At 44.1% G+C, this 23,925-nt stretch carries 21 protein-coding genes; 12 read left to right on the forward strand and 9 right to left on the reverse strand.

Features of this window, described 5'->3' with window-relative positions:
- Window positions 1–263: 263 nt before the first annotated feature.
- On the reverse strand, window positions 264–4,130 hold the full coding sequence (locus tag VRU48_RS05315) for a TIM-barrel domain-containing protein (RefSeq protein WP_330106885.1): 3,867 nt from the start codon (window positions 4,128–4,130) through the stop codon (window positions 264–266).
- A 317-nt stretch (window positions 4,131–4,447) separates the two neighbouring features.
- Here VRU48_RS05315 and VRU48_RS05320 point away from each other — a divergent pair, with 317 nt between their 5' ends.
- From VRU48_RS05320 to VRU48_RS05335, 4 genes are read left to right on the forward strand one after another with little or no spacing between them, the layout of a single operon-like run.
- Window positions 4,448–4,987 (forward strand): hypothetical protein, encoded by a 540-nt coding sequence (locus tag VRU48_RS05320; RefSeq protein WP_330106886.1) that lies wholly within the window; start codon window positions 4,448–4,450, stop codon window positions 4,985–4,987.
- 7 nt (window positions 4,988–4,994) lie between these two features.
- On the forward strand, window positions 4,995–5,567 hold the full coding sequence (locus tag VRU48_RS05325; protein ID WP_330106887.1) for a hypothetical protein: 573 nt from the start codon (window positions 4,995–4,997) through the stop codon (window positions 5,565–5,567).
- Between the two features lie 14 nt (window positions 5,568–5,581).
- Window positions 5,582–5,947 carry a hypothetical protein gene (locus VRU48_RS05330; protein WP_330106888.1) on the forward strand — a complete coding sequence of 122 codons (366 nt, stop codon included), beginning with the start codon at window positions 5,582–5,584 and terminating at the stop codon, window positions 5,945–5,947.
- 15 nt (window positions 5,948–5,962) lie between these two features.
- Window positions 5,963–7,735: an outer membrane protein assembly factor BamB family protein gene (locus tag VRU48_RS05335; protein WP_330106889.1), complete on the forward strand. Its 1,773-nt coding sequence runs from the start codon at window positions 5,963–5,965 to the stop codon at window positions 7,733–7,735.
- 114 nt (window positions 7,736–7,849) lie between these two features.
- On the opposite strand, the gene VRU48_RS05340 is transcribed toward VRU48_RS05335, so the two are convergent.
- Window positions 7,850–8,260: a winged helix-turn-helix transcriptional regulator gene (locus VRU48_RS05340; protein WP_330106890.1), complete on the reverse strand. Its 411-nt coding sequence runs from the start codon at window positions 8,258–8,260 to the stop codon at window positions 7,850–7,852.
- A gap of 81 nt (window positions 8,261–8,341) precedes the next feature.
- Between VRU48_RS05340 and VRU48_RS05345 the strand changes: the two genes are divergently transcribed.
- From VRU48_RS05345 to VRU48_RS05370, 6 genes are all read left to right on the forward strand, one after another.
- Window positions 8,342–8,689 carry a bleomycin resistance protein gene (locus VRU48_RS05345; protein WP_330106891.1) on the forward strand — a complete coding sequence of 116 codons (348 nt, stop codon included), beginning with the start codon at window positions 8,342–8,344 and terminating at the stop codon, window positions 8,687–8,689.
- A 204-nt stretch (window positions 8,690–8,893) separates the two neighbouring features.
- Window positions 8,894–10,048, forward strand: coding sequence for a porin (locus VRU48_RS05350; protein ID WP_330106892.1), 1,155 nt, complete (start codon window positions 8,894–8,896; stop codon window positions 10,046–10,048).
- A gap of 19 nt (window positions 10,049–10,067) precedes the next feature.
- A complete protein-coding gene (locus tag VRU48_RS05355; RefSeq protein ID WP_330106893.1) occupies window positions 10,068–11,498 on the forward strand; it encodes an anion permease in 1,431 nt (476 codons plus the stop codon).
- Between the two features lie 6 nt (window positions 11,499–11,504).
- A complete protein-coding gene (locus VRU48_RS05360) occupies window positions 11,505–12,170 on the forward strand; it encodes a succinate dehydrogenase cytochrome b subunit (protein WP_330106894.1) in 666 nt (221 codons plus the stop codon).
- Window positions 12,167–14,080 carry a fumarate reductase/succinate dehydrogenase flavoprotein subunit gene (locus VRU48_RS05365; RefSeq protein ID WP_330106895.1) on the forward strand — a complete coding sequence of 638 codons (1,914 nt, stop codon included), beginning with the start codon at window positions 12,167–12,169 and terminating at the stop codon, window positions 14,078–14,080. The genes VRU48_RS05360 and VRU48_RS05365 overlap by 4 nt, the downstream gene beginning before the upstream one ends.
- Window positions 14,081–14,098: 18 nt before the next feature.
- A complete protein-coding gene (locus VRU48_RS05370) occupies window positions 14,099–14,848 on the forward strand; it encodes a succinate dehydrogenase/fumarate reductase iron-sulfur subunit (RefSeq protein WP_330106896.1) in 750 nt (249 codons plus the stop codon).
- A gap of 5 nt (window positions 14,849–14,853) precedes the next feature.
- On the opposite strand, the gene VRU48_RS05375 is transcribed toward VRU48_RS05370, so the two are convergent.
- The 5 genes from VRU48_RS05375 to VRU48_RS05395 form a co-directional block, all read right to left on the reverse strand.
- Window positions 14,854–15,435 carry a hypothetical protein gene (locus VRU48_RS05375; protein WP_330106897.1) on the reverse strand — a complete coding sequence of 194 codons (582 nt, stop codon included), beginning with the start codon at window positions 15,433–15,435 and terminating at the stop codon, window positions 14,854–14,856.
- 94 nt (window positions 15,436–15,529) lie between these two features.
- Window positions 15,530–15,721: a hypothetical protein gene (locus tag VRU48_RS05380; RefSeq protein ID WP_330106898.1), complete on the reverse strand. Its 192-nt coding sequence runs from the start codon at window positions 15,719–15,721 to the stop codon at window positions 15,530–15,532.
- Between the two features lie 176 nt (window positions 15,722–15,897).
- Window positions 15,898–16,143, reverse strand: coding sequence for a heavy-metal-associated domain-containing protein (locus tag VRU48_RS05385; protein ID WP_330106899.1), 246 nt, complete (start codon window positions 16,141–16,143; stop codon window positions 15,898–15,900).
- A 79-nt stretch (window positions 16,144–16,222) separates the two neighbouring features.
- Window positions 16,223–18,640, reverse strand: a complete 2,418-nt coding sequence (locus tag VRU48_RS05390; protein ID WP_330106900.1) for a heavy metal translocating P-type ATPase — start codon at window positions 18,638–18,640, stop codon at window positions 16,223–16,225.
- A gap of 128 nt (window positions 18,641–18,768) precedes the next feature.
- Entirely contained in the window at window positions 18,769–19,308 is a 540-nt protein-coding gene (locus tag VRU48_RS05395; protein ID WP_431311611.1) for a helix-turn-helix domain-containing protein, read from the reverse strand.
- 237 nt (window positions 19,309–19,545) lie between these two features.
- Here VRU48_RS05395 and VRU48_RS05400 point away from each other — a divergent pair, with 237 nt between their 5' ends.
- Window positions 19,546–20,571, forward strand: coding sequence for a S41 family peptidase (locus VRU48_RS05400; RefSeq protein WP_330106902.1), 1,026 nt, complete (start codon window positions 19,546–19,548; stop codon window positions 20,569–20,571).
- Between the two features lie 109 nt (window positions 20,572–20,680).
- A complete protein-coding gene (locus tag VRU48_RS05405) occupies window positions 20,681–21,172 on the forward strand; it encodes a hypothetical protein (protein WP_330106903.1) in 492 nt (163 codons plus the stop codon).
- 83 nt (window positions 21,173–21,255) lie between these two features.
- Here VRU48_RS05405 and eptA read toward each other — a convergent pair whose 3' ends face one another.
- Together eptA and VRU48_RS05415 are read right to left on the reverse strand one after the other, a co-directional pair.
- Window positions 21,256–22,797, reverse strand: a complete 1,542-nt coding sequence (gene eptA, locus VRU48_RS05410) for a phosphoethanolamine--lipid A transferase EptA (RefSeq protein WP_330106904.1) — start codon at window positions 22,795–22,797, stop codon at window positions 21,256–21,258.
- The gene (locus tag VRU48_RS05415; protein WP_330106905.1) at window positions 22,766–23,605 is read right to left on the reverse strand and encodes a phosphatase PAP2 family protein; all 840 of its coding nucleotides are present in this window, start codon (window positions 23,603–23,605) and stop codon (window positions 22,766–22,768) included. Before VRU48_RS05415 ends, eptA begins: the two co-directional genes overlap by 32 nt.
- Window positions 23,606–23,925: the final 320 nt, after the last annotated feature.

Here is a 23,925-nt window from a genome sequence, read left to right on the forward strand (position 1 = left end):
GGATTTAGTTAGGGAGAAATATAATGATACAATTAAAAACTTATTTACTGCACCAATCTGTTGCACATCGGATAAGTATTGCCAGGAAGAATCGAAATAGCAAATAATCTACGATTACAATACTTAATTGAACTAATGTAGTGAAATTACCCACTAATTATGCCGATGTAAAAAATTAGAGCATGACAAGCCCAGTGCTCTACACAAGAAAACAAAAAAGCCCTCCAAAATTTGGAGGGCTTTTTCTTTATCAATTCTAAAAGCTAGAACTTAACCGTATTCAGTTTTTTGTCGACCAATACGCCATCAAGTGCTTTCAATTCAAATTTCACTTTGCGTTTGGCCTTCAGTTTCAACACAAACAAATCGGTGCTTCCGTTCAGGCTTTCTTTGTTGCCTACGTTTACAAAGGTTGGATATAAAACCTTATCGCCGTTGGTATGCAGGCGGTCGTTGGTTAAATTATCCATTTGTTTGGTGTTGAGGCTTTGTACACCCACAAATTCGTAATCCTGCGGGTTGTACGGCAAAGCAAAGCTGAGGGCATTTACCGATTTAAGGTCTACGCCCTTAACCCTGATTTCTACGATTTCGTCTTTGTTGTAGCTTGGCTTGTTGGCGCTTAACACAAGCTTGCCGGCCACTTTGTCGGCTTTATCGTCTGCAACGCCACCATCAAGCTGCGTAGCCACCACCGAAATGTCGTAAGCATCGATCAAATTATTTTTGTCGATATCGCCATTACTGATGTAGCCCTCAAAATCGGCGTCACCTTTTCTCAATCCGGTGTAGTTGATGTAAGAGGTCAGGTCGTTTTTATCGATCAGGCGGTCGTTGTTAATATCGCCAGGCAAGTAGCTTTCGGTACCAGGCACTTTGAAAACATAGAGTTCTCGGCCCGAGCCAAAGCCTCCAACCCCATCGGCCACTGCTATTTTGATGTAACGTGCCGCTGGGTGGCCTGCAAAGTTGAACACCTTCAAGTCGCCCACATTTTTCCATTCAAAATCGCCGGCTTCTGTCCAGTTTTCTTTGTTGGTGCTATAAAACACTTTACCTTTCAGCAAGATGCCATTTCCTCGGCCTGTACGTGGCAAATAATGGAATTTCTCAAGCTGGTTGATCGATTTCAAGTCGATGATCATATCGAAAGGAACCGCTTTGGCACCCCATTTGGTGTGCCACATGTTGCCTTCATCAAAGTCGAACAATTTATCGATGCCTTCTCCGTCTTGATTTTCGGCAGTGGTTTCGGCCACGATGCCTTTAATGGCAAACTCCAGCGGATTGGTTTTGGTTTTGGCACTCAAAGTAGTCCATGCCGAAACACCATCTTTATTGATGGCCCTCAATTTAAAAGTATAAGTTGTTTCCGGCACCAAACCATCAAACAAGAAAGTAGTGTCTTTAATATGCGTATAGTGCATATCGTTAAAATCTATCTCGTAAAAATCGGCACCAGCTACAGGCTTCCACGAAGGTTGCAAAGTGTAGGCCTCCCTGTTTTGTTCGCTCACCTGGGCTTGGCTTGGCGCATCGAGCTTGCCTGAAGAAACCAACTGCTTATTGGCCGGTTCAAAACTAAAACCCTCAACGGTTAATTCAATTCCGTTTGCCGTAATATCGGTAGATGCCAGCTTAACCAGCAATTGCGGGTTTTTAACCATCACCACTTTTTCGAACTCGCTTCCCTTGGTGGCAAAACGGTTCAGGTTAGGCTGGGCCTCGTAAAAATATACGTTGTCCTGTTTCAGGAAATCTTCCATCGAATTTGCTTCGCTAAGCTTCAACTTGCTGTTGCCAACTTTAGCCGTCAGTTTTTTGGGCTTAGCGGTTACATTGATTTTAAATTCGGTGGCTTTCTCTTTTACAAAACCTTCAAAACTGCCTTGAGTTGGATGGATGGTAACCGTTACCCTGTTGTTTTTGTCGAATTCGGTTTCGATCAGGCTCGAAGCACCTTTGCCCAATTTGTAGGCTTCTGTAGCTCCATCGTCGTCGTATTCGGTAAACGAGCTCTTGCCAAAAGGATAAAGTTCGTAAATACGCAGGTTTTTATTAATGCCCGCTACGTTATTGTTCGGGTTGGCCATCGGAATAATGGCACCGTTTTTCACAAATACAGGCAATTTCCAAATCGGAGACTCAAAACTGTTCAAAATGCAATTTCCGGCATATTTTTCGCCGGTAAAATAATCGACCCAAACGCCTTCTGGCAAATAAATTCCGTGGCGTACGTCATTGCCCTTATCGTCTGATTTGGTAGCCTGATAAATCGGTGCCACCAAGAAATATGGACCATACATGAATTGGTATTGCGTTGCCGAGCCTTTGGTGTAGGCATTAGGATAATCGAGGAACATAGCCCTCATGATCGGCAAACCAGTGAGCGCTTCTTTGGCAATGCTATAGGTATAAGGAATCAATTCCGACTTCAACTTGAGGTAATTGCGGTTGATGGAAGCCACCGGTTCGCCCAAGGCATGCGGATATTTTTCGTTGGCGCCCCAGCCGTCCATGTTCAATTCCATCGGCGTAAATGTTTTCCATTGGAAGTCCCTGGTATTCACAATTGGGTTTTTGCCACCAAAAATACCATCCATATCGGAGGTAATGTTAGGTTGGCCCGATAAACCCGAACCCAAATAAGTTGGGATATGGAAACGGATGTATTCCCAAACGCCTCCGGTTTGGTCGCCAGACCATACGCCCGCATAACGTTGCGTACCTGCCCAACCATCGAGCGAAATGATAAAAGGTCTGCTGTTATTGCCGTAGTAAGGCATAATCTGCCCCACATCAGCTACGCCATTCAAGCCGAACGAATAGCCCGCACCTACCCAGGCCACGTCTGTTTTCAATACGCGAACCCCGGCATCTCTCACTTCTTTAATGATGTCTCTTTGCAAAAGCGCACTGATTGTTGATTTCGGATGAAGGTCTGACTGCGTCCACAAGCCAATCTCTACCCCGTTTTTACGGGCATAATCGCCTAGATTTTTGAGGTTTTGAATATTGCCATCCAAAGTTTCCGTTTGTCCGTAACCCGCGCCATAACCATCGTTAGGCAATATCCAGCCCAAAGGCATATCGTGGTTTTTATAACGGTCTATTACCCCACGGGCCGAAAACTGGTAGTTGTTCTTTTCGCCATTCAGCGATTCTTTGATGCCTCCATTATCTTTCTGGCTTTCTTTGTAGCGCTTGCCATCTTCAAACAAAATGCCTTTTTCGTCTTCTTTCCAAAAGTCGCGGTTATAGGCATTCAAGTGGCCTTGGTAAAAACCGAATTTTGGCAAAAGCACCGGATTGCCGGTCAGCTGATAAAAATCGTTCAATAGCGCTACGGCACCGTCGTCTACCATTAAAAATACATCCAGGTAATCGGTGTCGTGGGCTATTTTAACTAGTCCTTTTTCCTTAGCGCCAAAATCGTACCTTCCTTTTTTAAAGGTATGCCACATTAAGGCATAACCGTTGGTAGACCAGTAATATGGCGTTGGTGAGGCTACGCCGCCATCTGTCCAGCTATTTTGGTTTTCGATGGCAATGGCTTTGCTTTTATGCGAAAAACGCCCGTTTTGTACCCCGCCACCATAAAAATACTCTTGTGCACCTTCTTTAAGTGCAAGCGTTACTTTTCCTTTTTCGAAGTTGATAGGTTCTGATTGCTCCAAGGCAACAGCTTGGGTGGCTTTGTTGATAACCTTAAAAAGTCCCGTGCTTTTGGCAATTTGGATGGTAATTTTTGCGGTCGAGATGATAATCTGTCCATTCTCGTCGCTCAGCTTGAGCCCCGCAATCGGTCTGCGCGGATTTTCGACCAAAATCTTAGCTTCGGGTTTCGCTTCCGGATCTCTGATGAAACCGCCATTATTGTCTTGGAAAAGCCTAAAAATGCTTTCGCCATAAAAATCGAAAGTAAGGCGTTGCTGGTCGGCAAGCAACAGTTCGATGGTCGTAGGATTAAGCTGCCTAGCGCTAACTACCTGCGTTTTTTGGGCAAGTTGCTGCTTTACAAAGTGAGTTGGCGTAATTGCCGAAACGGATAGCGGGCCAATTAGCAAAGGAAAGGCAAGTGCGAGCAAGGCTACGCTTTTGGGCTTGGTTTGCCCAACGATTTTTGTCATAGTCGATAAATTTTTCATAGATAGGTATCAATCAACTGCACAAAGCAGATATTGAGGCGCCTAATATAGGCATTATGGAAAAAAAATTAACTGATAGATTATAAAGAATATATGACAAAAGGAAATAAGGCCTATTATTGGCTTCCAAACTGCAGCTTAACCGCTGGTTTCTCTCCAAAAAAACATCTGATTTGGGCAATAGGTTCACGAAATAGGTATTTATACCCATAGTTTATGGTATTCAACCCTATTGCACACGGTAACAGCATTTTAGAAATTTGATTTAAAATTATTAACCACTTTTAAATCCAATTTTTATGAAAAATTATTTCTACTTGATGATGGCTGTATGCACTTTATTTTTTACGGCCTGCAAAAAAAATACCGACAGCCCTGAAGAACCTGCAACTGGCGGTGGCTCGGCAACCCTAACCGCGAGCAATTATGGTGTAGACGGCACCGCATCAGGCAAATTCAGCGCTACCAAGGCCGGCATTACCCAAACTACTGTTGCGGGTGTTACCACTTTCGCTATTTCGGCCATTAAAGACGGCAGCAATGAATCCATCAACATCATCGTGCCTCGAAAAATTACGGCAACCGGCAAAATCACTTTCGTTTACAACGACTCGAGCAATGGTGGCATTACCTTTTCAAAAGACTATACCAAACCTGCCGATGGTGCACTGAACTATAAAACCGATGCTTTTAACAGCACCACCAAAGGCGGTGGCGAATTGAACATCACCAAACTCGACGGCAGCAAAATAGAAGGCACTTTTTACTTTGTGGCCATCAACGCCAATGGCAAGGAAGCATGGGCCGAAAACGGAGCATTTAGCGGAACCATTAAATAAACAGCTCATGAAAAAGACATTACTCCTTATTTGCGCGTTAAGCCTTGGCCTATTTGCCTGCAAAAAAAGCAGCGAAGAACCTGCTCCCGAAACACCAAAAACAGAAGAACCGGCAACTTCGGGAACCCCTACCGAGGGCAACATTCAACTCGCTGACAACACGAACAATACGGCTAAATACGACGATAAAACCATAACCGCCAAATCTTTTACCATCGAAAAGATATTGCCTACCATTAATAGTGGCTATGCACAGGTTACCATCCAGTCGACGGAAAAAGACGGCATTTTTAACAAATATGGCATCGGCATCAACATGCTTTCGGGCTTGCCGGCCGTTGGTGTTAAAACCAATGTAATTGCCGGAACAACACCCATCATCGGCATCAATATTTTCCAGGATGGCACTATTTATTCGTACTCGGCCATGAATGGCACCTTTACGGTTGATGCCAACGATGGCCACAACGCCACCATTACGGTAAGCGATATGGATATGAAGCAGAGTTATACACAGGGTTTCGATGCGTCCAACAAATGCTTCAAGGTCAAGTCGTTTAAAATCAAATTCACTTATTGATCTTGCCTAAAGCCATGTTCCGTTTATTTTTGGTCTTGCTGTGCCTTGGTTCAAATTTAACCGGCCTGTTTGCACAAACGCCACCAAACGAAAGCGAAGTACAACAGGCGGTAGTCAAAACCATTAACGAACTCTTGGCCAAGCCATCGTTCAAAAACAAGCTGCAAAGAAAATTCCCAGGCATCAGGGGGCAGGCCACTATCGACCTAGGCATCAACGATAAAGGCAAGGCAGTTTCTTTTTATGTGGTAGCGCAAGATATGGCACAAACGGATTTCATCGACTTTTTGTCCGGCCAAATCCTCTCCTGCCAATTCCCCATCAAATTAGATAAACACAAACTCATTAAGATCCGGCACACCTTACGGATTGAAAACTAAACAAATTATTTCTCCATGAAAAAGCTCATTATACTCCTCCTATTGGCCCTTTTTGGGTTCCAATCGCATGCCCAGTTTGGCAAGCTCAAAAGCCTGGTTGGCGGTGGCAAAGCCGGAAAAAAATCGGGGAACTTTAGCACCGTATGGGAATCTGAATTTTCGAACAAGGCCAGTCGCTTGGCCATGACCAACGAGAACGGCACCTTCATTTTGGGAACTGACGATAATTCGGCCACCGTACTTAATGCCGAGGGCAAAGAAATTTGGAGCGGCGATTACAAGAAAATTACCACCAATAAAACCAACTCCTGCGAATTTCAATACTTCATCCACGACAACAACGGGGGTTATCTGTTCTTGTTCGATCGAAAATCGCTTGGCAAAGACCGGATTGCAGTTTTAGATGTGGCTTCGGGCAAAGAACTCTGGAATTCTGAAAACTACCAGAACCTTTTGCCTAAAGACGCCAATGAAGATACCGAAATCGAAACCGTTAAATACCTATCGGAACTTGATGCCTTTTTAATTACACAAAAAGATGCATTGAACTTGGTAAAAGCCAAAACAGGCGAAAAAGTATGGGAAACCAAACGCTTTACCGGATCGGTGGGCAAATACCGTTACGACAAGGCCAGCAATACCATTGTCATGTTCAACTACAAGCCAACCTTGTTGGCGGCCTTGTTTTCAGGATTTAAGAACCAACTGGTAAAAATTGATGCTAATAACGGCGAAATCCTTTGGGAAAACGAATTTAGGGGCACCGTAGAAAAGGAATTGGTAACCAGAAAGGCAGTGGCAGACCTCGAAGTAAGGGGCAATCGCATTTATTTTTGGCTGGATGGCCTCCAAACCTACGACATGGCAAGCGGGAAAAAGCTTTGGGAGGTAACCTACGAAAACGATATGCGCAAAAGCGGCAATACACTGTTTGGAGGAAGCCAAAAAGCCATTTATCGCACATTGGCCGACCCAATATTTACAGATGCTGCCGTATACCTGGTGGTTTTTGGTGGCGCTAATAAAACCAAATATGTAGAAAAGCACGATTTGCAAAGCGGCAAGCTGATTTGGCAATCGGAAAAGATTACCGGAGCACTATCCATGCCCAACATCTATAAAACAGGCAACCGGATTATGGTACAAGTGGGTGGCAAGGTACAGGTGCAGGAAATCAAACACCGCAGGACTTCTTCGGGCCTTGAGATAGAATACAACGTATATTACGACTACATGGCGCAAAAAAACGGCATCCTTTCTTTAGATGATGCCACCGGCCAAACGGTATGGCGTTCCGAACGTTTCGACAAAAGGATTACCGACATGATCATAGACCACGACAAAACCGTTTTTGTAGGCGATGGTGATGAATTTTATGCCTATGACATCGAAACCGGCAAGCAGCTTTTTGATGTCAAACACAACGATGCCAAAGTGGGTAAGGCAACCGATGTAATCGATTTTGGCGATGATGTAGTGGTGCTTTCCGAAAAGGGTCTGGCTAGTTATAAAAAAGCAGATGGCCGCAGAAATTACGCGACGGAGAAAATATCGGGAGTTGATTATTTCTACCACCTGGGCGACAACTATTTCCTGCGTGACCAAAAAAACTCCAAAAACATCATTTATGGGGTCGATCTGAGCAATGGCGACATTAAAGGCAGCGTAAGCTCTAAAGGCAAAGGTGGAAGTCCGGTTTACGGAGCTGGCCTCGACATTACTGCCGATGGCGAATATATCTTCGCCTTTAAGGGCAAAAAGATAGAAAAAATCAAAGTAAACAACTAAAACAAGATGGCCGGAAATTAAATTTTCCGGCTTTTTGTCTATTTTAGATTGTCTTTTTACAAAGTAGCCTCCCGTTTACCTAAAAGCAGGCGTGAATAAGTTAGCGCACCTTCCCTATTTCTTTCTCGCGATGGCCATTAATTGCTTGATGATGGCATCCTTATCCCTTTTCAATACCTCTCCGTAAGGTCTGGCTGCTTCATCAATAGGCAAATAGGTATTAGACCATAAAATCAATTCGACTAGCACAGGCAAAAGGTCTATGCCCTTATCGGTTAAGCGGTAAAATATCTTGGCCTTGCTTTCGGGATGTTCTTCTTTGGCCAAAATACCCGATGCTTCGAGCATCGACAGCCGATCGGCCAAAACGTTGGTGGCGATTTTCTCTTTGGATTTTAAAAACTCGTTATAGGTATTCTTGCCGTTCATCAAAATATCGCGCACAATAAGCAATGACCATTTGTCGCCAATGATATCCAATGCCGAACTGATGGGGCAACCCGATCTTACCTTAAGTGGTTTCATGTTACAAAAATAATAAATCAACTTGCAAATAACAAGTTGATTATTTAGCTTTGATTATCAAGAACAATTAAATCGGAAAATATGCTGACTGCAATCAACCCCAAACTGCCTATGCGCAACAAGACTATTACCAAAGATTTCTACCTGAACAAATTGGGTTTTCAGCAATTTGGAAGCGACTACGAGGGCTACCTGATGGTTGAAAAAGACAACATCCAAATTCATTTTTTTGAGTTTAAGGCGCTCGACCCCAAAGAAAACTACGGACAGGTGTACATCCGTACCAACGATATCGACGGCCAATTCCAGCTGGCCAAGTCGCAAAACGTAAACAGCACTGAACTGGAGCACAAGCCTTGGATGCAACGCGAATTTTCGATACTCGACCCCGACAGCAACCTGCTTACCTTTGGGCAGGAAGTTTTTTAACAACAACCTTCGGTGATACGAAAGAAAGAGCATGCAACCCATGCTCTTTTTTTATGGCTAAAGATCTATTTTTTTACAAAACGCTTCTTCTCCTGCCCTGGCACCGCTTTAAAACAGGTCTTTTTTTCCTTTCCCAAAAAAACACGGACAAGGCTTCCAAGCTATTTAATTAATTGCTAAATTTAATATCAATCACCCTACAACATGAATAAACTTCTGATTATAAGCTGTTTTAGCCTGTTGACATTTTCCTTTTCGGTGCAGGCCCAACAAACCGATGTGGCCGGAATTGACAGAGACACCATCAAAAACTATTCTGCCTATAAGCGCTCCATCAGCTTTGCCGGATTGTTGCAGGCGCGCTATGTAGCTTCCCTCAGCAAAAATGTAGATATTAACGGAAAGAATTTTGATGCCTCTTCCGACAAGAAGATCGTGAACAATTTTAGCCTGAAACGTGTAAGGCTTCAGGTAAAGGGAACCGTAAACGACCATTTTTCGGCGAACCTGATGGTCAATTTTGCGGAGTTCAACAGCAATCCGATCAACAAGGTACTGGAAAACGCCTATGTAAAATACACACTGAGCAAGTATTTTAACGTGCAGGCAGGTCAATTCAGACCATTTTTTGGCATTGAAGATTCTATGCCTGTCGATATCATCAGAACCTTAGACTATTCTAACCAGTACTATGCCTTTGGCGCCAGTGGCTGGCAGAGTTTTCAGATAGGTGTTTCGGTTTTTGGCGACATTACCGGCGAGGGTCAGCTCCCACTCAGGTACTACGCGGGTACCTACAACGGCAACAACCGCAACCAGGCTTCGGACAACGACAATACAAAGAATTTTTATGGACGCATTGAAGCCAACCTCCTGCCCAAACTCATTGTTGGCCTTAATGCGGCCTATGGGAGCTTTGGCAAAGGCGATGGCAATGCCTGGGGCGCCGATGTAGTGACCACCAGCAAGCTTGGCGATGCCTGGCAGCTTTCATTAGGTGGCGAATATAAAAACGGGACCAATTTTGCGCTTTACGACACCTTTACGACTACGGTTCCCAAACTTTCGGATGTTCGGATGCAGGGTTTTTACATCTTCCCCATTTTGCGCTATGCCTATAAAAAGCCTCGTCTGCGTGCCATGGAACTCTCGTCGAGGTACGAATATTTTATCCAAAACTACAAGCTCGACCACAACAGCAGGCAAACCATCATCCCCAACTTTTCTCTCATTTTCGCCGACGATTTTTATGCTTCCATCCAAATGGGGGTTGCCATCGATATTTACAAGCACAATATTCCCTTAACCACTACTTACTCAGGCAACCTGGCCTACCTGCAATTACAGGTTCGGTTTTAAACCTACAAACGAACAAGTTATGAAAGAAATCAACTTCAAATCGCTCAGCATCAGCATCGTTATCGGGCTCATCATTTGGTTTATCCCGGTTCCTGATGGCGTTAAACCTAACGCTTGGCACCTATTGGCCATCTTTGTGGCTACTATTGTCGGCATTATCCTCAAGGCCGCTTCCATGGGTTCGATGGCCATGATTGGCATTACGCTTTGTGCCGTAACACAGGTATTGGCGCCCGGCGATCCGGCCAAATCTGTTGCCAATGCCTTAAGTGGTTTTGGCAATTCGACCATTTGGCTTATTGGATTGGCTTTTTTTATTGCCCGAGGATTCATCAAAACCGGCTTGGGCACGCGTTTAGCTTATTTGTTTATCAGGCTTTTCGGAAAAAGCTCTTTGGGCCTGGCGTTTGGCTTAAACACAGCCGATCTGTTGTTGGCTCCAGCCATACCCAGCAATACAGCCAGGGCCGGCGGGGTTATTTTCCCGATCATGAAATCTATTGCGGTAAACATGGGCTCTGAACCCGACAAACCCGAAACGCACCGCAAAATAGGTGCATTTTTAACGCTGAGCAGCTATAACGCCAACATGATTACTTCGGTAATTTTCTTGACGGCTACCGCCAGCAATCCGATGGCCCAAAAATTTGCCAAAGACCTTGGCATTACCATTACTTGGGGAAGTTGGTTTTTAGCAGCCGTAGTACCTGGCTTGGCTTGTTTTCTGCTGGCACCGCTCTTTTTGTATAAATTTTATGCACCCGAACTCAAAAAAACCAAGGATGCACCAGCCATGGCAGCCCAAAAGCTTAAGGAAATGGGCAAGGTATCGACAGAAGAATGGCTCATGGTGGCTACTTTTATCATTTTGTTGGTTTTATGGATATTCGGCAGCCTTTTTTCGGTTGATGCCACTACCGGTGCCCTAATTGGCCTGTGCATACTCTTGCTGTGTGGCGTGCTGACCTGGGAAGATGTTAAATCGGAAAAGGGAGCTTGGGATACCATTGTCTGGTTCTCTTCGCTGGTGATGATGGGTTCTTTTCTTAATTCCTTGGGTTTTATTGGCTGGTTTGGCAACCTGATCAGTTCAAAAATGGCTGGCATCAGTTGGCAATTGGCCTTTCCGATTATCATACTGGTTTATTCTTATTGCCATTACATGTTTGCCAGTGCTACGGCACAGGCTGCCGCCATGTATTCGGCCTTTTTGGCCGTTGGTATCTCAGTTGGCGTGCCGGGTACCATGTTGGCTATCTTTTTGGGGGCTTGTGCCACACTGATGGGTTCCATTACCCATTATGGCCATGGGCCGGCCCCAATCTTTTTTGGCAGCAAGTATGTTGATATGAACGAATGGTGGAAGTTCGGCTTCTTTATTAGTTTATTGTTTCTGCTCGTTTGGTTCGTTATTGGTGGCCTCTGGTGGAAAGCCATTGGCTTATGGTAAATGCCTATGAAAACAACAACACTTCAATATAAACTATGGATGGCCGCTACAGGCCTTTTCCTCTGCTTTTTTCTGGTGATACACCTTTTGGGCAACCTGCAGCTCTTTTTACCTGCCGCCGAAGCCAAAACACAGTTCAATTGGTATTCGCACCTGCTTTCGGGCAATATCATCATCAAGATTATCGCCTATGTTTTATATGGCTCGCTCATTGTGCATGCACTGGTAGCCATTGTACTCACCCTAAAAAAACAAAAGGCAAACGGCACAAAGTACGCTTACGATAAACGTGGCGCCTCGAGTGCCTGGTATAGCCGCAACATGGGGGTGCTGGGTACCATCCTATTCATTTTTCTGGTTATCCATTTTAAGGATTTCTGGTACCAATACAAATTTGTAAATCTGCCATTAGATGAAAAGGGCAATAAAGACCTTTACACCATCGTGGTATGGGCCTTTAGCAATTTGTGGTATGTTATCGTTTACGAAGTAGCTTTGCTTGCCCTTGGATTTCACTTGTTGCATGGCTTTTTTAGCGCGGCCCGCACTTTGGGCCTATTCCACCCCAAATATGTTAAACTGATCAAAATAATAGGCTGGGTGTATACGCTCATCATCACCCTTGGCTTTATGGCTATGCCACTTTATGTATACTTAACAAACAGGCTATGAGATTAGACGCACGAATTCCTGATGGAGAGCTTTCTGAAAAATGGGACCGCTATAAACAGCATGCCCGGCTTGTTAATCCGGCCAACCGGAAAAAACTCGATATCATTGTTGTAGGAACAGGTCTTGCCGGTGCAGCCTGCGCGGCTTCGATGGCCGAACAAGGTTATAACGTAAAGACTTTCTGTTTTCAAGATAGCCCCCGTCGAGCGCATTCGGTTGCGGCACAGGGAGGCGTAAACGCTGCAAAAAACTACAAAAACGATGGCGACAGTGTTTACCGCATGTTTTACGATACCATTAAAGGTGGCGATTTCCGTTCGCGTGAAGCCAATGTTTATCGTTTAGCCGCCTGCTCTGCCTCACTGATTGACCAAGCCGTTGCCCAAGGCGTACCTTTTGCCCGCGAATATGGTGGCTACCTCAACAACCGCTCGTTTGGCGGCGTACAGGTATCGAGAACTTTTTATGCCCGCGGGCAAACCGGTCAGCAATTGCTGTTGGGCGCCTACCAAGCCTTAATGCGTCAGGAAAGCTTGGGCAGGGTAAAATCTTTTACGCGCCACGAAATGCTCGACTTGGTTGTCGTAAATGGCAAAGCCAAGGGCATTATTGTACGCAACCTCACTACCGGTGCCATAGAGCGACATGCCGCCCATGCCGTAGTACTGGCCACTGGTGGCTATGGCAAAATATACTACCTCTCTACTTTAGCCATGGGTTGCAACAGCTCGGCCATTTGGCGTGCCCATAAAAAGGGAGCTTTTATGGCTGGTGTAAGCTGGATACAGTTCCACCCCACCTGTTTGCCCCAACTTGGCGAACACCAGTCGAAGCTCACGCTCATGTCAGAATCGCTGAGAAACGACGGCCGGATTTGGGTGCCACGCACGGCGGGTGACCAACGCCCGCCCCATACCATTGCAGAAGAAGAAAGAGATTACTACCTTGAACGAAGGTACCCTGCATTCGGCAATCTTTCGCCAAGGGATATCTCCTCCCGAGCCGCCAAAGAACGTATCGATGCAGGTTTTGGCGTGGGTGCTATGAAAAATGCCGTTTACCTCGATTTTGCTAAAGCCATTAAGGAACAAGGCCTGGGCAAAATCAGGGAGAAGTACGGCAACCTGTTTACCATGTACGAAAAAATCAATGGGATTAGCGCCTACGAACAGCCTATGCTGATATCGCCAGCAGCGCATTTTACCATGGGCGGACTTTGGGTTGATTATGGCCTGATGACCACCATACCAGGCTTATTTGCACTTGGTGAAGCCAATTTCTCCGATCATGGGGCTAACCGTCTTGGCGCCAATTCTTTGCTTCAGGCCTGCGTTGACGGCTATTTCATTGCCCCCTACACCCTACCGGATTACCTGGCTGGCGAACTTCAAGCCGAGCCAATAGATACCAATCACGAAGCTTTTGATAAGGCAGAACAGGCAGTAAAGCAACAAATAGCGCATTTTTTGAACAGTAAAGGAACCTTGTCTGTCGATCATTTCCACAAAGCCTTAGGAAAAATACTGTACGATAAATGTGGTTTATCCCGTAATAGCGAAGGTTTGAAAGAAGCCTTACTGGCTATTCAGGAACTGCGGCAATCATTTGCGCACGATCTTAAGCTTACCGGCGACGACAAGACCAATAGCGAACTGGAGAAAGCCGGACGTGTAGCCGATTACCTGGAACTTGGCGAACTGATGTGCCACGATGCATTGGCCCGCGAAGAATCATGTGGGGCACATTTTAGGGAGGAATATCAAACTGCCGACGGCGAGGCCATCCGTAACGACCAAGACTATTGCTATGTATCAGCCTGGGAGTGGATGGGCAAAGATTTGCCTCAGCAATTGCATAAAGAACCGTTGTTGTTCAACGATGTTGAGTTGACGGTAAGAAGCTATAAGTAGAAATTTAAAATTATCAGCATGCATTTTAAATTAAAAATCTGGCGACAAGAAGGCCCCGAACAACAGGGAAAACTGATCGATTACGAACTTGACGACATTGCAGAACAGCTTTCTTTTCTCGAAACGCTCGATTTACTCAACCAAAAACTATTGCTGGCCGGAGAGCGCGTGATCGAGTTCGACCACGACTGTCGCGAAGGTATTTGTGGCCAATGTGGTGTTATGATCAACGGCAGGGCGCACGGCCCTTTGGCCAATACCACCACTTGCCAGCTTCACATGCGCAGCTTTAAAGATGGCGATACCATTTATATCGAACCTTTTAGGGCCAAAGCTTTCCCCATTATCCGCGATCTTAAGGTAGACCGCAGCAGCCTTGATCAAATCATCAAAGCAGGCGGCTTTATTTCTGCCTCTACCGGACAGGCACCAGAAGCCAATGGCATACTTGTAGGACACGATACCGCCGAAGCGGCTTTTGATGCGGCCGCCTGCATCGGCTGTGGTGCCTGTGTAGCTACCTGCAAAAATTCCAGTGCCGATTTGTTCACTGCGGCCAAAATCAGTCATTTGGCTATCTTACCTCAAGGCAAACCCGAGGCCATGACACGCGTAGTGGCCATGGCACAACAAATGGACGAAGAAGGTTTTGGCCATTGCACCAATACGGAAGCCTGCCAAGTAGAATGCCCGCAAAACATTGCGGTATTGCACATTGCCCGCATGAATTACGAATACAACCGGGCCTTGCTGCTCAAGAAAAAGTAGTTAAGTTATTGAGCGTTGGCTTTGATCATTAAGGCCAGCAAATCTTTGTCTAAATCAAGCCAATATTTAAACCTGGCATCAATCACCTGCAATGCAGCCGTATTGTCTTTATAAAATTCTTTGAGGTCGCTCCTGAACTTGTTGTTTAAGGTATTTCTTAAAAACAAATAAGCGTTGTCGGGTTTTTCGAAAGTATAAAATACCTGTTTGGACGAAAATGTACTACCAGTAGTTTGGATACCGTATAAGTAAAGGCTCGATTGAGGGCCTATGTACACCGGCGACAAGAACTTCTTTGTGCCGTCTTTGATGGGTTTCGATACAAAAACATATTTCTTGCCATCGGCAAAAAAGCCATAGCCATGTATATCAGCTGGCAGGAATTTGATTATACCTTTGGCCTCGTCGGCTACTTCAACCTCCTCATTAAAATCGTTTGTTTTTTGGCCAAACATTCCTTTTTTGACCTTGATTTGGGCTTTAACCGTGTCGTTGTTTGGGGTGATGTAATATCCCGGCAAGGATGATTGCGCTTTGGCATAGCCTATAGAGAGCAACAGGGCAAATGCCATCAAGAATGGTTTCATTTTCGGAGCTTAATTTTGTTTTGAAATCTGGATATAAATCTACCCCTTTCGGAGGAGAAAAAACAGTTGTCTTCTGTTAACAAATTGTTTTCTTTTATTTTTCAGGTCTGTTTCTATAGTTTTTAACGAGCACGTAAACCGAGAATGCAAAGGTAATTGCATAGATAATCGCCAATCCCGTATGTTCGAATTTTAGATTTTTAAAGTCGAACTGCTTCCATAATGTACATCCTAAAATAATGGCGATAATGCCAAAGATAAATGACGAAGCTTTTTTCTTTTCCATGTTTTTTAACGTTTTACGGCACTCAACTCTTTTAAGCCTACCCTTATCTTAGACCTATGAGCAACTGATTCAAAAATAGTTTTTCATTTGTTCAGTTGCAACGGTGTTGGCATTAAAATCCGTTTATCCATAAAAAAGGGACGATTGCCAAACCGTCCCTGCTAACCAATTGTCTTTTAGCGGCTACAACAACCACCTGACGTTGTCGATGTTTTGCTATTATCGCTACCTACCTTATAGCCGGCTTTTTCAATCGCTTCTATCAATTCCTCTTTTACCTCGTCGCTTTCAACGCTTGCAACAAGTTCTCCAGCAGCTAGTTTTTCTACTTTTAGTCCATCAATAGCTTTGATGGCCGTACCTACCCTCGATTGACAATGGGCACTTTGCATATCTGGTATGCTTAATTCTACGTTTTTCATGTTATTTTTTGGTGATTTAGGTTTTCAGCACAAGGCTGTTTATTAAGTTATTTTAGGGTTTCAAGATTTATGGCTGCACCTATTTTTTCCATTTCAGGCGCAAACTATTGCCTACTACGCTTACGCTGCTCAAGGCCATCGCCGCGCCGGCAATCATCGGGTTAAGCAAGAAGCCATTGATCGGATAAAGAATACCCGCAGCTATCGGAATACCGATCAGGTTATAGATAAATGCCCAGAACAGGTTTTGCTTAATGGTAGCCACTGTTTGTTTAGACAAGGTAATGGCTTGCGGTATTTTGGTCAGATCAGACGAAATAATGGTCATTTTGGCTACATCCATGGCAATATCGCTGCCTTTACCCATGGCTATGCTCACATCGGCGGTTGCCAGTGCGGTACTGTCGTTAATGCCATCGCCCACCATGGCTACTACCTTGCCCCGCTGTTGCAACTCTTTTACAAAATCGGCTTTATGTTGGGGCAATACTTCGGCTTTGTAATGGCCAATGCCGGTCTGTTCAGCAATGGCTTTCGCCGTTGCTTCATTATCGCCAGTAAGCATATACAGGTCTATGCCCATCGCTTGCATTTGCTTGATGGCAGCTACCGATGTTTCCTTGATCTTATCCGATATGGCGATAACGGCAAGTGCTTTGCTGCCATCGGCAAACCAGATTACGGTTCTAGACTCCAAGCCCCATTTATCAGCTTCCTGTTGCAACTCGTCGGCGATGGAAATATTATTTGCTGTCAGTAGTTTTTTGTTGCCTACCCAATAGGTTTCATTGTTGTAAGCAGCCTTGGCCCCTTTGCCGGTAATACTATCAAACGATGACAAAGAGAGGCTTTTCGCGGTTGCTTCCAAATGTTTAACCACAGCTTCGGCCAAAGGATGCTCCGATTGTTTTTCGATGCTGAACAGCACATCCTGAGCATATTGATTGTTGTTTAACCATTTCACAGCCGTTACCACCGGTTTCCCTTCGGTAATGGTTCCGGTTTTATCCAACACGATGGCATTTACTTTTTTGGCCAATTCGAGGCTTTCGGCGTCTTTAATCAGGATGCCATTTTCGGCGCCCTTGCCTACCCCTACCATAATGGCTGTAGGCGTAGCCAGTCCCAAGGCACAAGGACAAGCAATAACCAACACCGTAACGGCAGCCAGCAAGCCTTGTACCAGGCCATTATCGCCACCTAAGCTTAACCATAAAATGAAGGTAAGAACAGCAATACCCATAACTACAGGCACAAAAATACCCGCAATCTTATCGACCAGCTTTTGCACCGGTGCCTTGCTGCCCTGGGCATCTTGTACCATTTTAATAATTTGGGCCAGCATGGTATCTTTGCCCACCTTGACCGCTTTAAACCTGAAACTGCCTTTTTGGTTAATGGTACCTGCAAATACTTTTTCATGCTCTTCTTTTAACACGGGTACTGGCTCGCCGCTCAGCATACTTTCATCTACATAAGAGCTGCCGGAAACCACCATGCCGTCAACGGCAATTTTTTCGCCGGGTTTGACCAAGATCATATCGCCAGTGGTTATTGATTCGATGGGTGTTTGAAGTTCAGTTCCATCGGACTGTATCACCGTAACCGTTTTAGGTTGCAGGCCAATCAGTTTTTTAATGGCTGATGAGGTATTGCCTTTGGCTTTTTCTTCCAAGAGCTTACCCAACAGAATGAAAGCGATGATAACCGACGCTGCTTCAAAGTAAACATGGGCATGTAAGCCTCGTTGATGCCAGAAATCGGCAAAGAGCATGTTAAACACACTGAAAAGATAGGCAATGCCTGTGCTCAGTGCCACCAGGGTATCCATATTGGCCGAACGGTGCTTGGCTTGTTTCCAGGCGTTGACAAAGAAATCTTTGCCCAGCCAAAGTACTACCGGCGTTGAAAATGCCCACATGATTTGGTTGGCATAAGGCATATCCATCAAGAACATGCCAATAACCACCACGGGCAACGAAAGCAACACCGCCCAAAGGGTTTTGGTTTTTAAGGCCTTGAATTTCTCCTCATGAATAGCTTCCAGTGTTTCCTGTTGCGTACTTTCATCTGTTACCAGCAGGTCATAGCCAATAGCCTGTACAGCCTGCTGCAACTTCGAAGCATCTGTCATGTTGGGCAGATACTCCACACTGAGGTTGCCCGTAGCAAAATTAACCGAAGCACTCACTACACCGGGTTGGTGTTTAGCCATGCTTTCTACGCTGCCCGCACAAGAAGCACAGGTCATGCCCAATACCGGAAAAGCATGTTTAACGGTAGTAACGCCATAGCCCAAATCTTTGACAGCCTTAACCGCTTCCGATACCACCTCGGCACCGCTAACTGTAATCGCCGCCCTGCGGTTGTTCAATTCAACTTTGTGGGTTTCGATGCCTTTTACCTGTGCCAGTCCTTTGTCGACAATTAATGCACAGTGTTCACTTTCTACATCTTCGAGGGGAAGGAAAACGATTTCGTTATCGCCAGTTGCCATATATCGTATGTTTTTGTTTACGATACAAAGTTGGCCATAAACAGGGCTCCGAATGTTACACTATTTGGAGAAAGAGTTGTAACATTTACATCTTGGCCGTGCGAGGCATCGAAATATCCATCAGATGGCTATACCTCGTCTAGCGGTTTTCTTTTTTCTGCCTTAACCTGCTTGAAATGACTCGGCGTAAGTCCGGTTACTTTTTTAAACTGGTTGCTCAGGTAGGCCACGCTCGAATAATTGAGGCGATAGGCTATTTCGCTCAGCGACAGTTCATCGTACACCAGCAGTTCTTTTACCTTTTCTACCTTCTGGGCAATGAAATATTTTTCGATGGTGGTACCCGTCACTTCAGAAAACAGGTTCGACAGGTAGTTGTAATCGTGCTGCAGTTCGTCGCTTAAAATGTCTGACAGGTTACGTTTCCCATCGGGTTCGTGGTAGTGCACCAGCTCGATAATGATATTCTTGATGCGCTCTATCAGCTGGCTTTTTTTATCGTCGATCAGTTCAAAACCCAAAGGTGCCAAGGCTCCGTTCAGCAGTTTTTGCTGCGTGGTCGTCAGCTCTTTTTCTAAGGTAGCCTCTCCCAGCCTCACGTTTTTTGCGGCTATGCCCAACTTGTCAAGCTCCTGTTGCACCACCATGATACAGCGGTTGCAAACCATGTTTTTTATAAAGAGGGTAAACATATGGCCTAAGCTACTAAAAATGTTGCTAACCCGATGGATATTGGACCCATTGGAAGCTTTTCCAATCAAATTTTTGAAGAATCCTCAAAAATTTGATACAACAATATTTGATATATCAATAATATTATATTTATATTTGTGCACGCCTAACAACCAGGACATGGCTTATACATCAAAACGCTCACAGATTAATTAAAGGTTATCCCTAAAAACATGAAACGTATCCTTCTAACATTACTAATTATCCTACTGACTAGCGGGCAGTTCTTCGGACAAACCCTCAAGCTGACCAAAACAGAAAAAGGACAGGTAATCAATAGCTTGATTGAAAAACTGAACGATAATTACATCTTCCTCGATGTTGCCCAAAAAGCAGCAAAAAACATCAAGATGCTGGAAAAGAAAGGCAGCTATACCCAGATTGACGAGCCAAAAAACCTGGCCAAACTCCTTACGGAACAGTTGCGTGAGGTGGTGCACGACAAGCACCTTAATTTATGGTACAATTCAAATAAACCGGCTACCCAAACCTCGCCACAAGAGCAGGAAGCGTCTTTTATGCGCCAAATGAAACGGGTTAATCTCGGCTTGCCTAAAATAGATATCCTCGAAGGCAATGTAGGCTACCTCAAAATAGAGGGATTTGGTCCGGTAGAGAAAGTGGGCGAAACCTGCAGCGGCGCCATGATGTTTCTGGCCAATACAGATGCCCTGATTATTGACCTGCGCGACAACCAGGGCGGAGAACCTGATTTGGTACAATACCTGGCCAGTTATTTCTTTGACGATAAGCCCATCCTGCTCAACAGCCTTTATTACCGGAAAAAGAACAAAACCGACGAATATTGGACGGTTCCGGTAAAGGGCAGCAAATACACCGACAAGCCCGTATTTATCCTGATTAACAACACGACTTTCTCTGCGGGAGAAGAACTGGCCTACGATCTTAAAACACAGCACAAGGCCCTACTAGTTGGAGAAACTACGGGTGGCGGCGCCAATGATGGCGAGGTTTTCGAATTGGGCAATGGATTTTTTGCCTTTATTCCAACTGGTAAAGCCATCAATCCGATTACCCACACCAATTGGGAAGGAACCGGTGTTGCGCCCGATGTAGCTGTACCTGCTACCAAAGCCCTTACAACCGCGCATCAAATGGCCTTGAAAGCCGTAATGGAAAAAATGCCTGAGCAGGAAAAACCATTCTACGCCAAAGCGCTAGCCAACATCAAGGAGTAAAACCATGAACAAACATTTTCTAATAACTCTCGTATTTTTGTTAGGCTTGGTTTCATGCCGTAAGTCAAGCTTAAACGACCCTGTTCCTCCAGCAACCAGCATTCCTCCAATGCAATACAAAAACCTGGGCGATAGACAGATCGCTTTTGGCAACAGCTACTCCTGCGATGTAGATGATGACGGCGTAAAGGACTTTTCCATTCACACCGAATACTTTGGCAAGCCAGCAGAGCGTATTGATTGCCAACAATTTTATTTTATTGGTGCGTTTCCTACTTATTCGCCGGTAGACTTGAACGAGCAAACTCCGTTGTTGAATGCAGGAAATTTAATCGGAAAGAACAGTTATGCCAATCACGCTTGGTACAATGCTTCGCATCTTTTATTGTCGGAGAAAGTAATTACCGAATCGGGCAACGATTATTGGCAAGGGAAATGGAAAGATGCTTCGCATAAATACCTGGCTTTTGCGGTTAAAAAAGACGGCAAGCTCTATTATGGCTGGCTAGAATTGTCCTTTTCGCAAAGCCAAGGTGCTTTGATATTGCATCGTGCCGCAATTGCCGAACAGGCCGAAAAAGATGTCTTTGCGGGGAAATAAACTTCAGGACAAACTAAGACGCCCTACCCTTTTCCCATCAAAGCCTTTGCTCAAAAATCAGTACGCAACAGACGAGGTATTCCCTATTTAAAAATGCTCATTTTATCATTATAAATTGGGCTCTGAATGTTTAAAAAATTCAGGACACTGTGAAATACATAGTTTTGAGTCAATGCTTGATTTGGCTTGACCTGTTTTGAACTATTATCAGAGAACCAGACGATAAAAGGAATTTCATACTGTTCTTTGGGCGCAAAACTTATAGGCACTCCGTGCATGTACAGGTTTTTTTCTCCCAAAGATTCGCCGTGATCCGATACAAAAAGCATGGCGCTTTTGTACTCTTTTAACTGTTTTAAATCTTCAATCACACTGTGAAGAATATAATCGGTGTAAACAATGGTATTGTCATAAGCATTGATCAGTTCTTCCTTAGAACAGTTTGCCAATTCAACACTGTTGCACACAGGCTTAAAGGTTTCAAATTGTGGCGGATATTTTTTGCTGTACGTTGGACCATGGCTTGTGCTGGTATGTAGCACAATCAAGATCTTATTCTTTTTGCTGGCCAATATCTGCTCCTTTAGTCCGCTTAGAAGAACTTCGTCGTAATTGCAGCCATCGCCTTTGCAATCCTTGCTTAAGATTTCCTTGGTCTGATATTCTTTGATATGAACCGGAGGCTCTCCCCAGTTGGTGGTCCGCCAAATAACTTCTACGTTGTTTCTATACAAATAATTAGGCAAGATTTCGTATAAATCGTCGGTATTGGTATGTTCTAAAATACATTTTACGCCTGCCGTGGTGTAGGTGGCGCATGACGTGGCGTTAAAATGAAATAAATTAGGTGTTTGTGCCAGCAGCGGATTGGTGTTTTTCTTGTAGCCATACAAAGAAAAGTTTTGGCTCCTGGCCGACTCTCCTATAACCAGCACAACAACAGATTTCTCGTTGTCTTTGATGGTGGCATTGGGCAACAAAATCTCCTTTTTATTTTTTTGATGTTTGTGGACATAAAAAAGCGAAGTATTGACGGCATAAGACCAAGGCATAGCCAATCCGCCCAATTGTTTTGAATTTTTATCAATCCATAGCCAGTTGCTGGAGTTGGCAAACACCAAAACAGCAACAAACAACAGTGTTAGCGAAGAAGTTAAAAAGAACTTCTTTAAGGCATCATTTATGATTTTGGCCTTAACAATGTAGATGCTGGGAATTATACCAAGTACAACTATATAAAGGACTAGTTTTATAGAGAAAAAGCTACTGGCCTCCTGATAATTGGTGTTGAGCACATTGCCAATCATACTTTCGTCGATGATAACGCCATAGGTATTCACAAAGTAAACCGCCACTGCACTCAGGACAAAAAACAAGACCAGCAAAGATTTTCCCACAATCCGGGACAACGAGAATAGCAGGTAAAAAACAAAAGCGTTGAGAACCAGCATGAGGATGACCAAGCTAATGATGAGCACCACACCACTCAGGCTTTTATAGTCAATATGATTAAAGACATAGGCGTAAAACGGAAAATGAAAAAACAAAAAATTCAGCAAACTCATCAATAAAACAAAATGAGTTATCTTTAATTCAGTTTTTAGTATAGCCTTTAGCATAGACATTAATAACTTTAAATAGTGTAACCACCAAACTAGCCAGTGAAAGGTAAAATATGATCAAATTTTCGTCAATGATTTTGTTGATTGCGCAGATACAACAAACCAGAAACAGCAAAATTATAATTGGATAATATTTTTTATCGCCGATCCAAGCCCAAATTCTATATTTTCGGGTGATAAAAATACCTGCAAGTCCCGATATATAGCCTATAATACTGCCAATTATGACATCGAGCGGATAATGTGCCCCTGTGCCTACCCTGGTAAACGCCAAGATCAATCCCACAATGATGATCAGAAAAGACCATAAAACCTTATGTTTCGGCTTTTGGGGCATCAAGGAGAAAAGCAGCACTGCAAGTATCGTAAAAATTGTAATCGAATGTCCCGAAGGCAAACTGTTGTGCCCGGTCAGTGTTTTTCCGACGATCACAAAATCATGATGATCTAAAACTACAGCAGGCCTAGGCACTGCAAATATATACTTTAAAAGCTTGGAAAATAGACAAGAAACCAACAAGCCCGACAGTAAAGATTCCCATATTTTGGGGGCAAACACAATAAAAAGACCCAGAAACGATAAGAAAATCGATGCATCTCCTATTTGCGTCAGGTTATATTGGAGATTGGGATATTGACCCAAGCTATGGTTAATAAAAAAGAAAGTGCTTTTTTGGATTTGAATGTATTGATCAATGCCTAAAGCGCCCTGACTATACAGCAGTACAGCAATTGCGGCCAACAAAAGGATGGGTAAAATAAATAGGGATGGCCTGAGTTTTGAATAGTTTTTTAGAATATTTATCTCCATTATTTTTTGTGCTGATCGGTTTATGCTTTAGTTAGGGTGGTTCGGACGATTGAAAGAGTATATGCTATTCCACCATCAAGCAGAAAATATAATGATAGGGACACAAGAAGGATTTAAGGGATGTCCCATATTTTATTTAATTAAAAGAAACAAATTACTATATCAATTTTGTAGCAATTCTGAATTTACTAACATAGTAAAAAGTAAGCGTTTTATTTTCAGAAACACGCTTTATATTTCAGATTTTTGAATTTACTTGTTTTTTTGAGCAATAACCAACCTTAATTAGCTTTCACTATTGGCAACAGGTATCAAACCGA

Source organism: Pedobacter albus, assembly GCF_036324255.1.
GTDB classification, from domain to species: domain Bacteria; phylum Bacteroidota; class Bacteroidia; order Sphingobacteriales; family Sphingobacteriaceae; genus Pedobacter; species Pedobacter albus.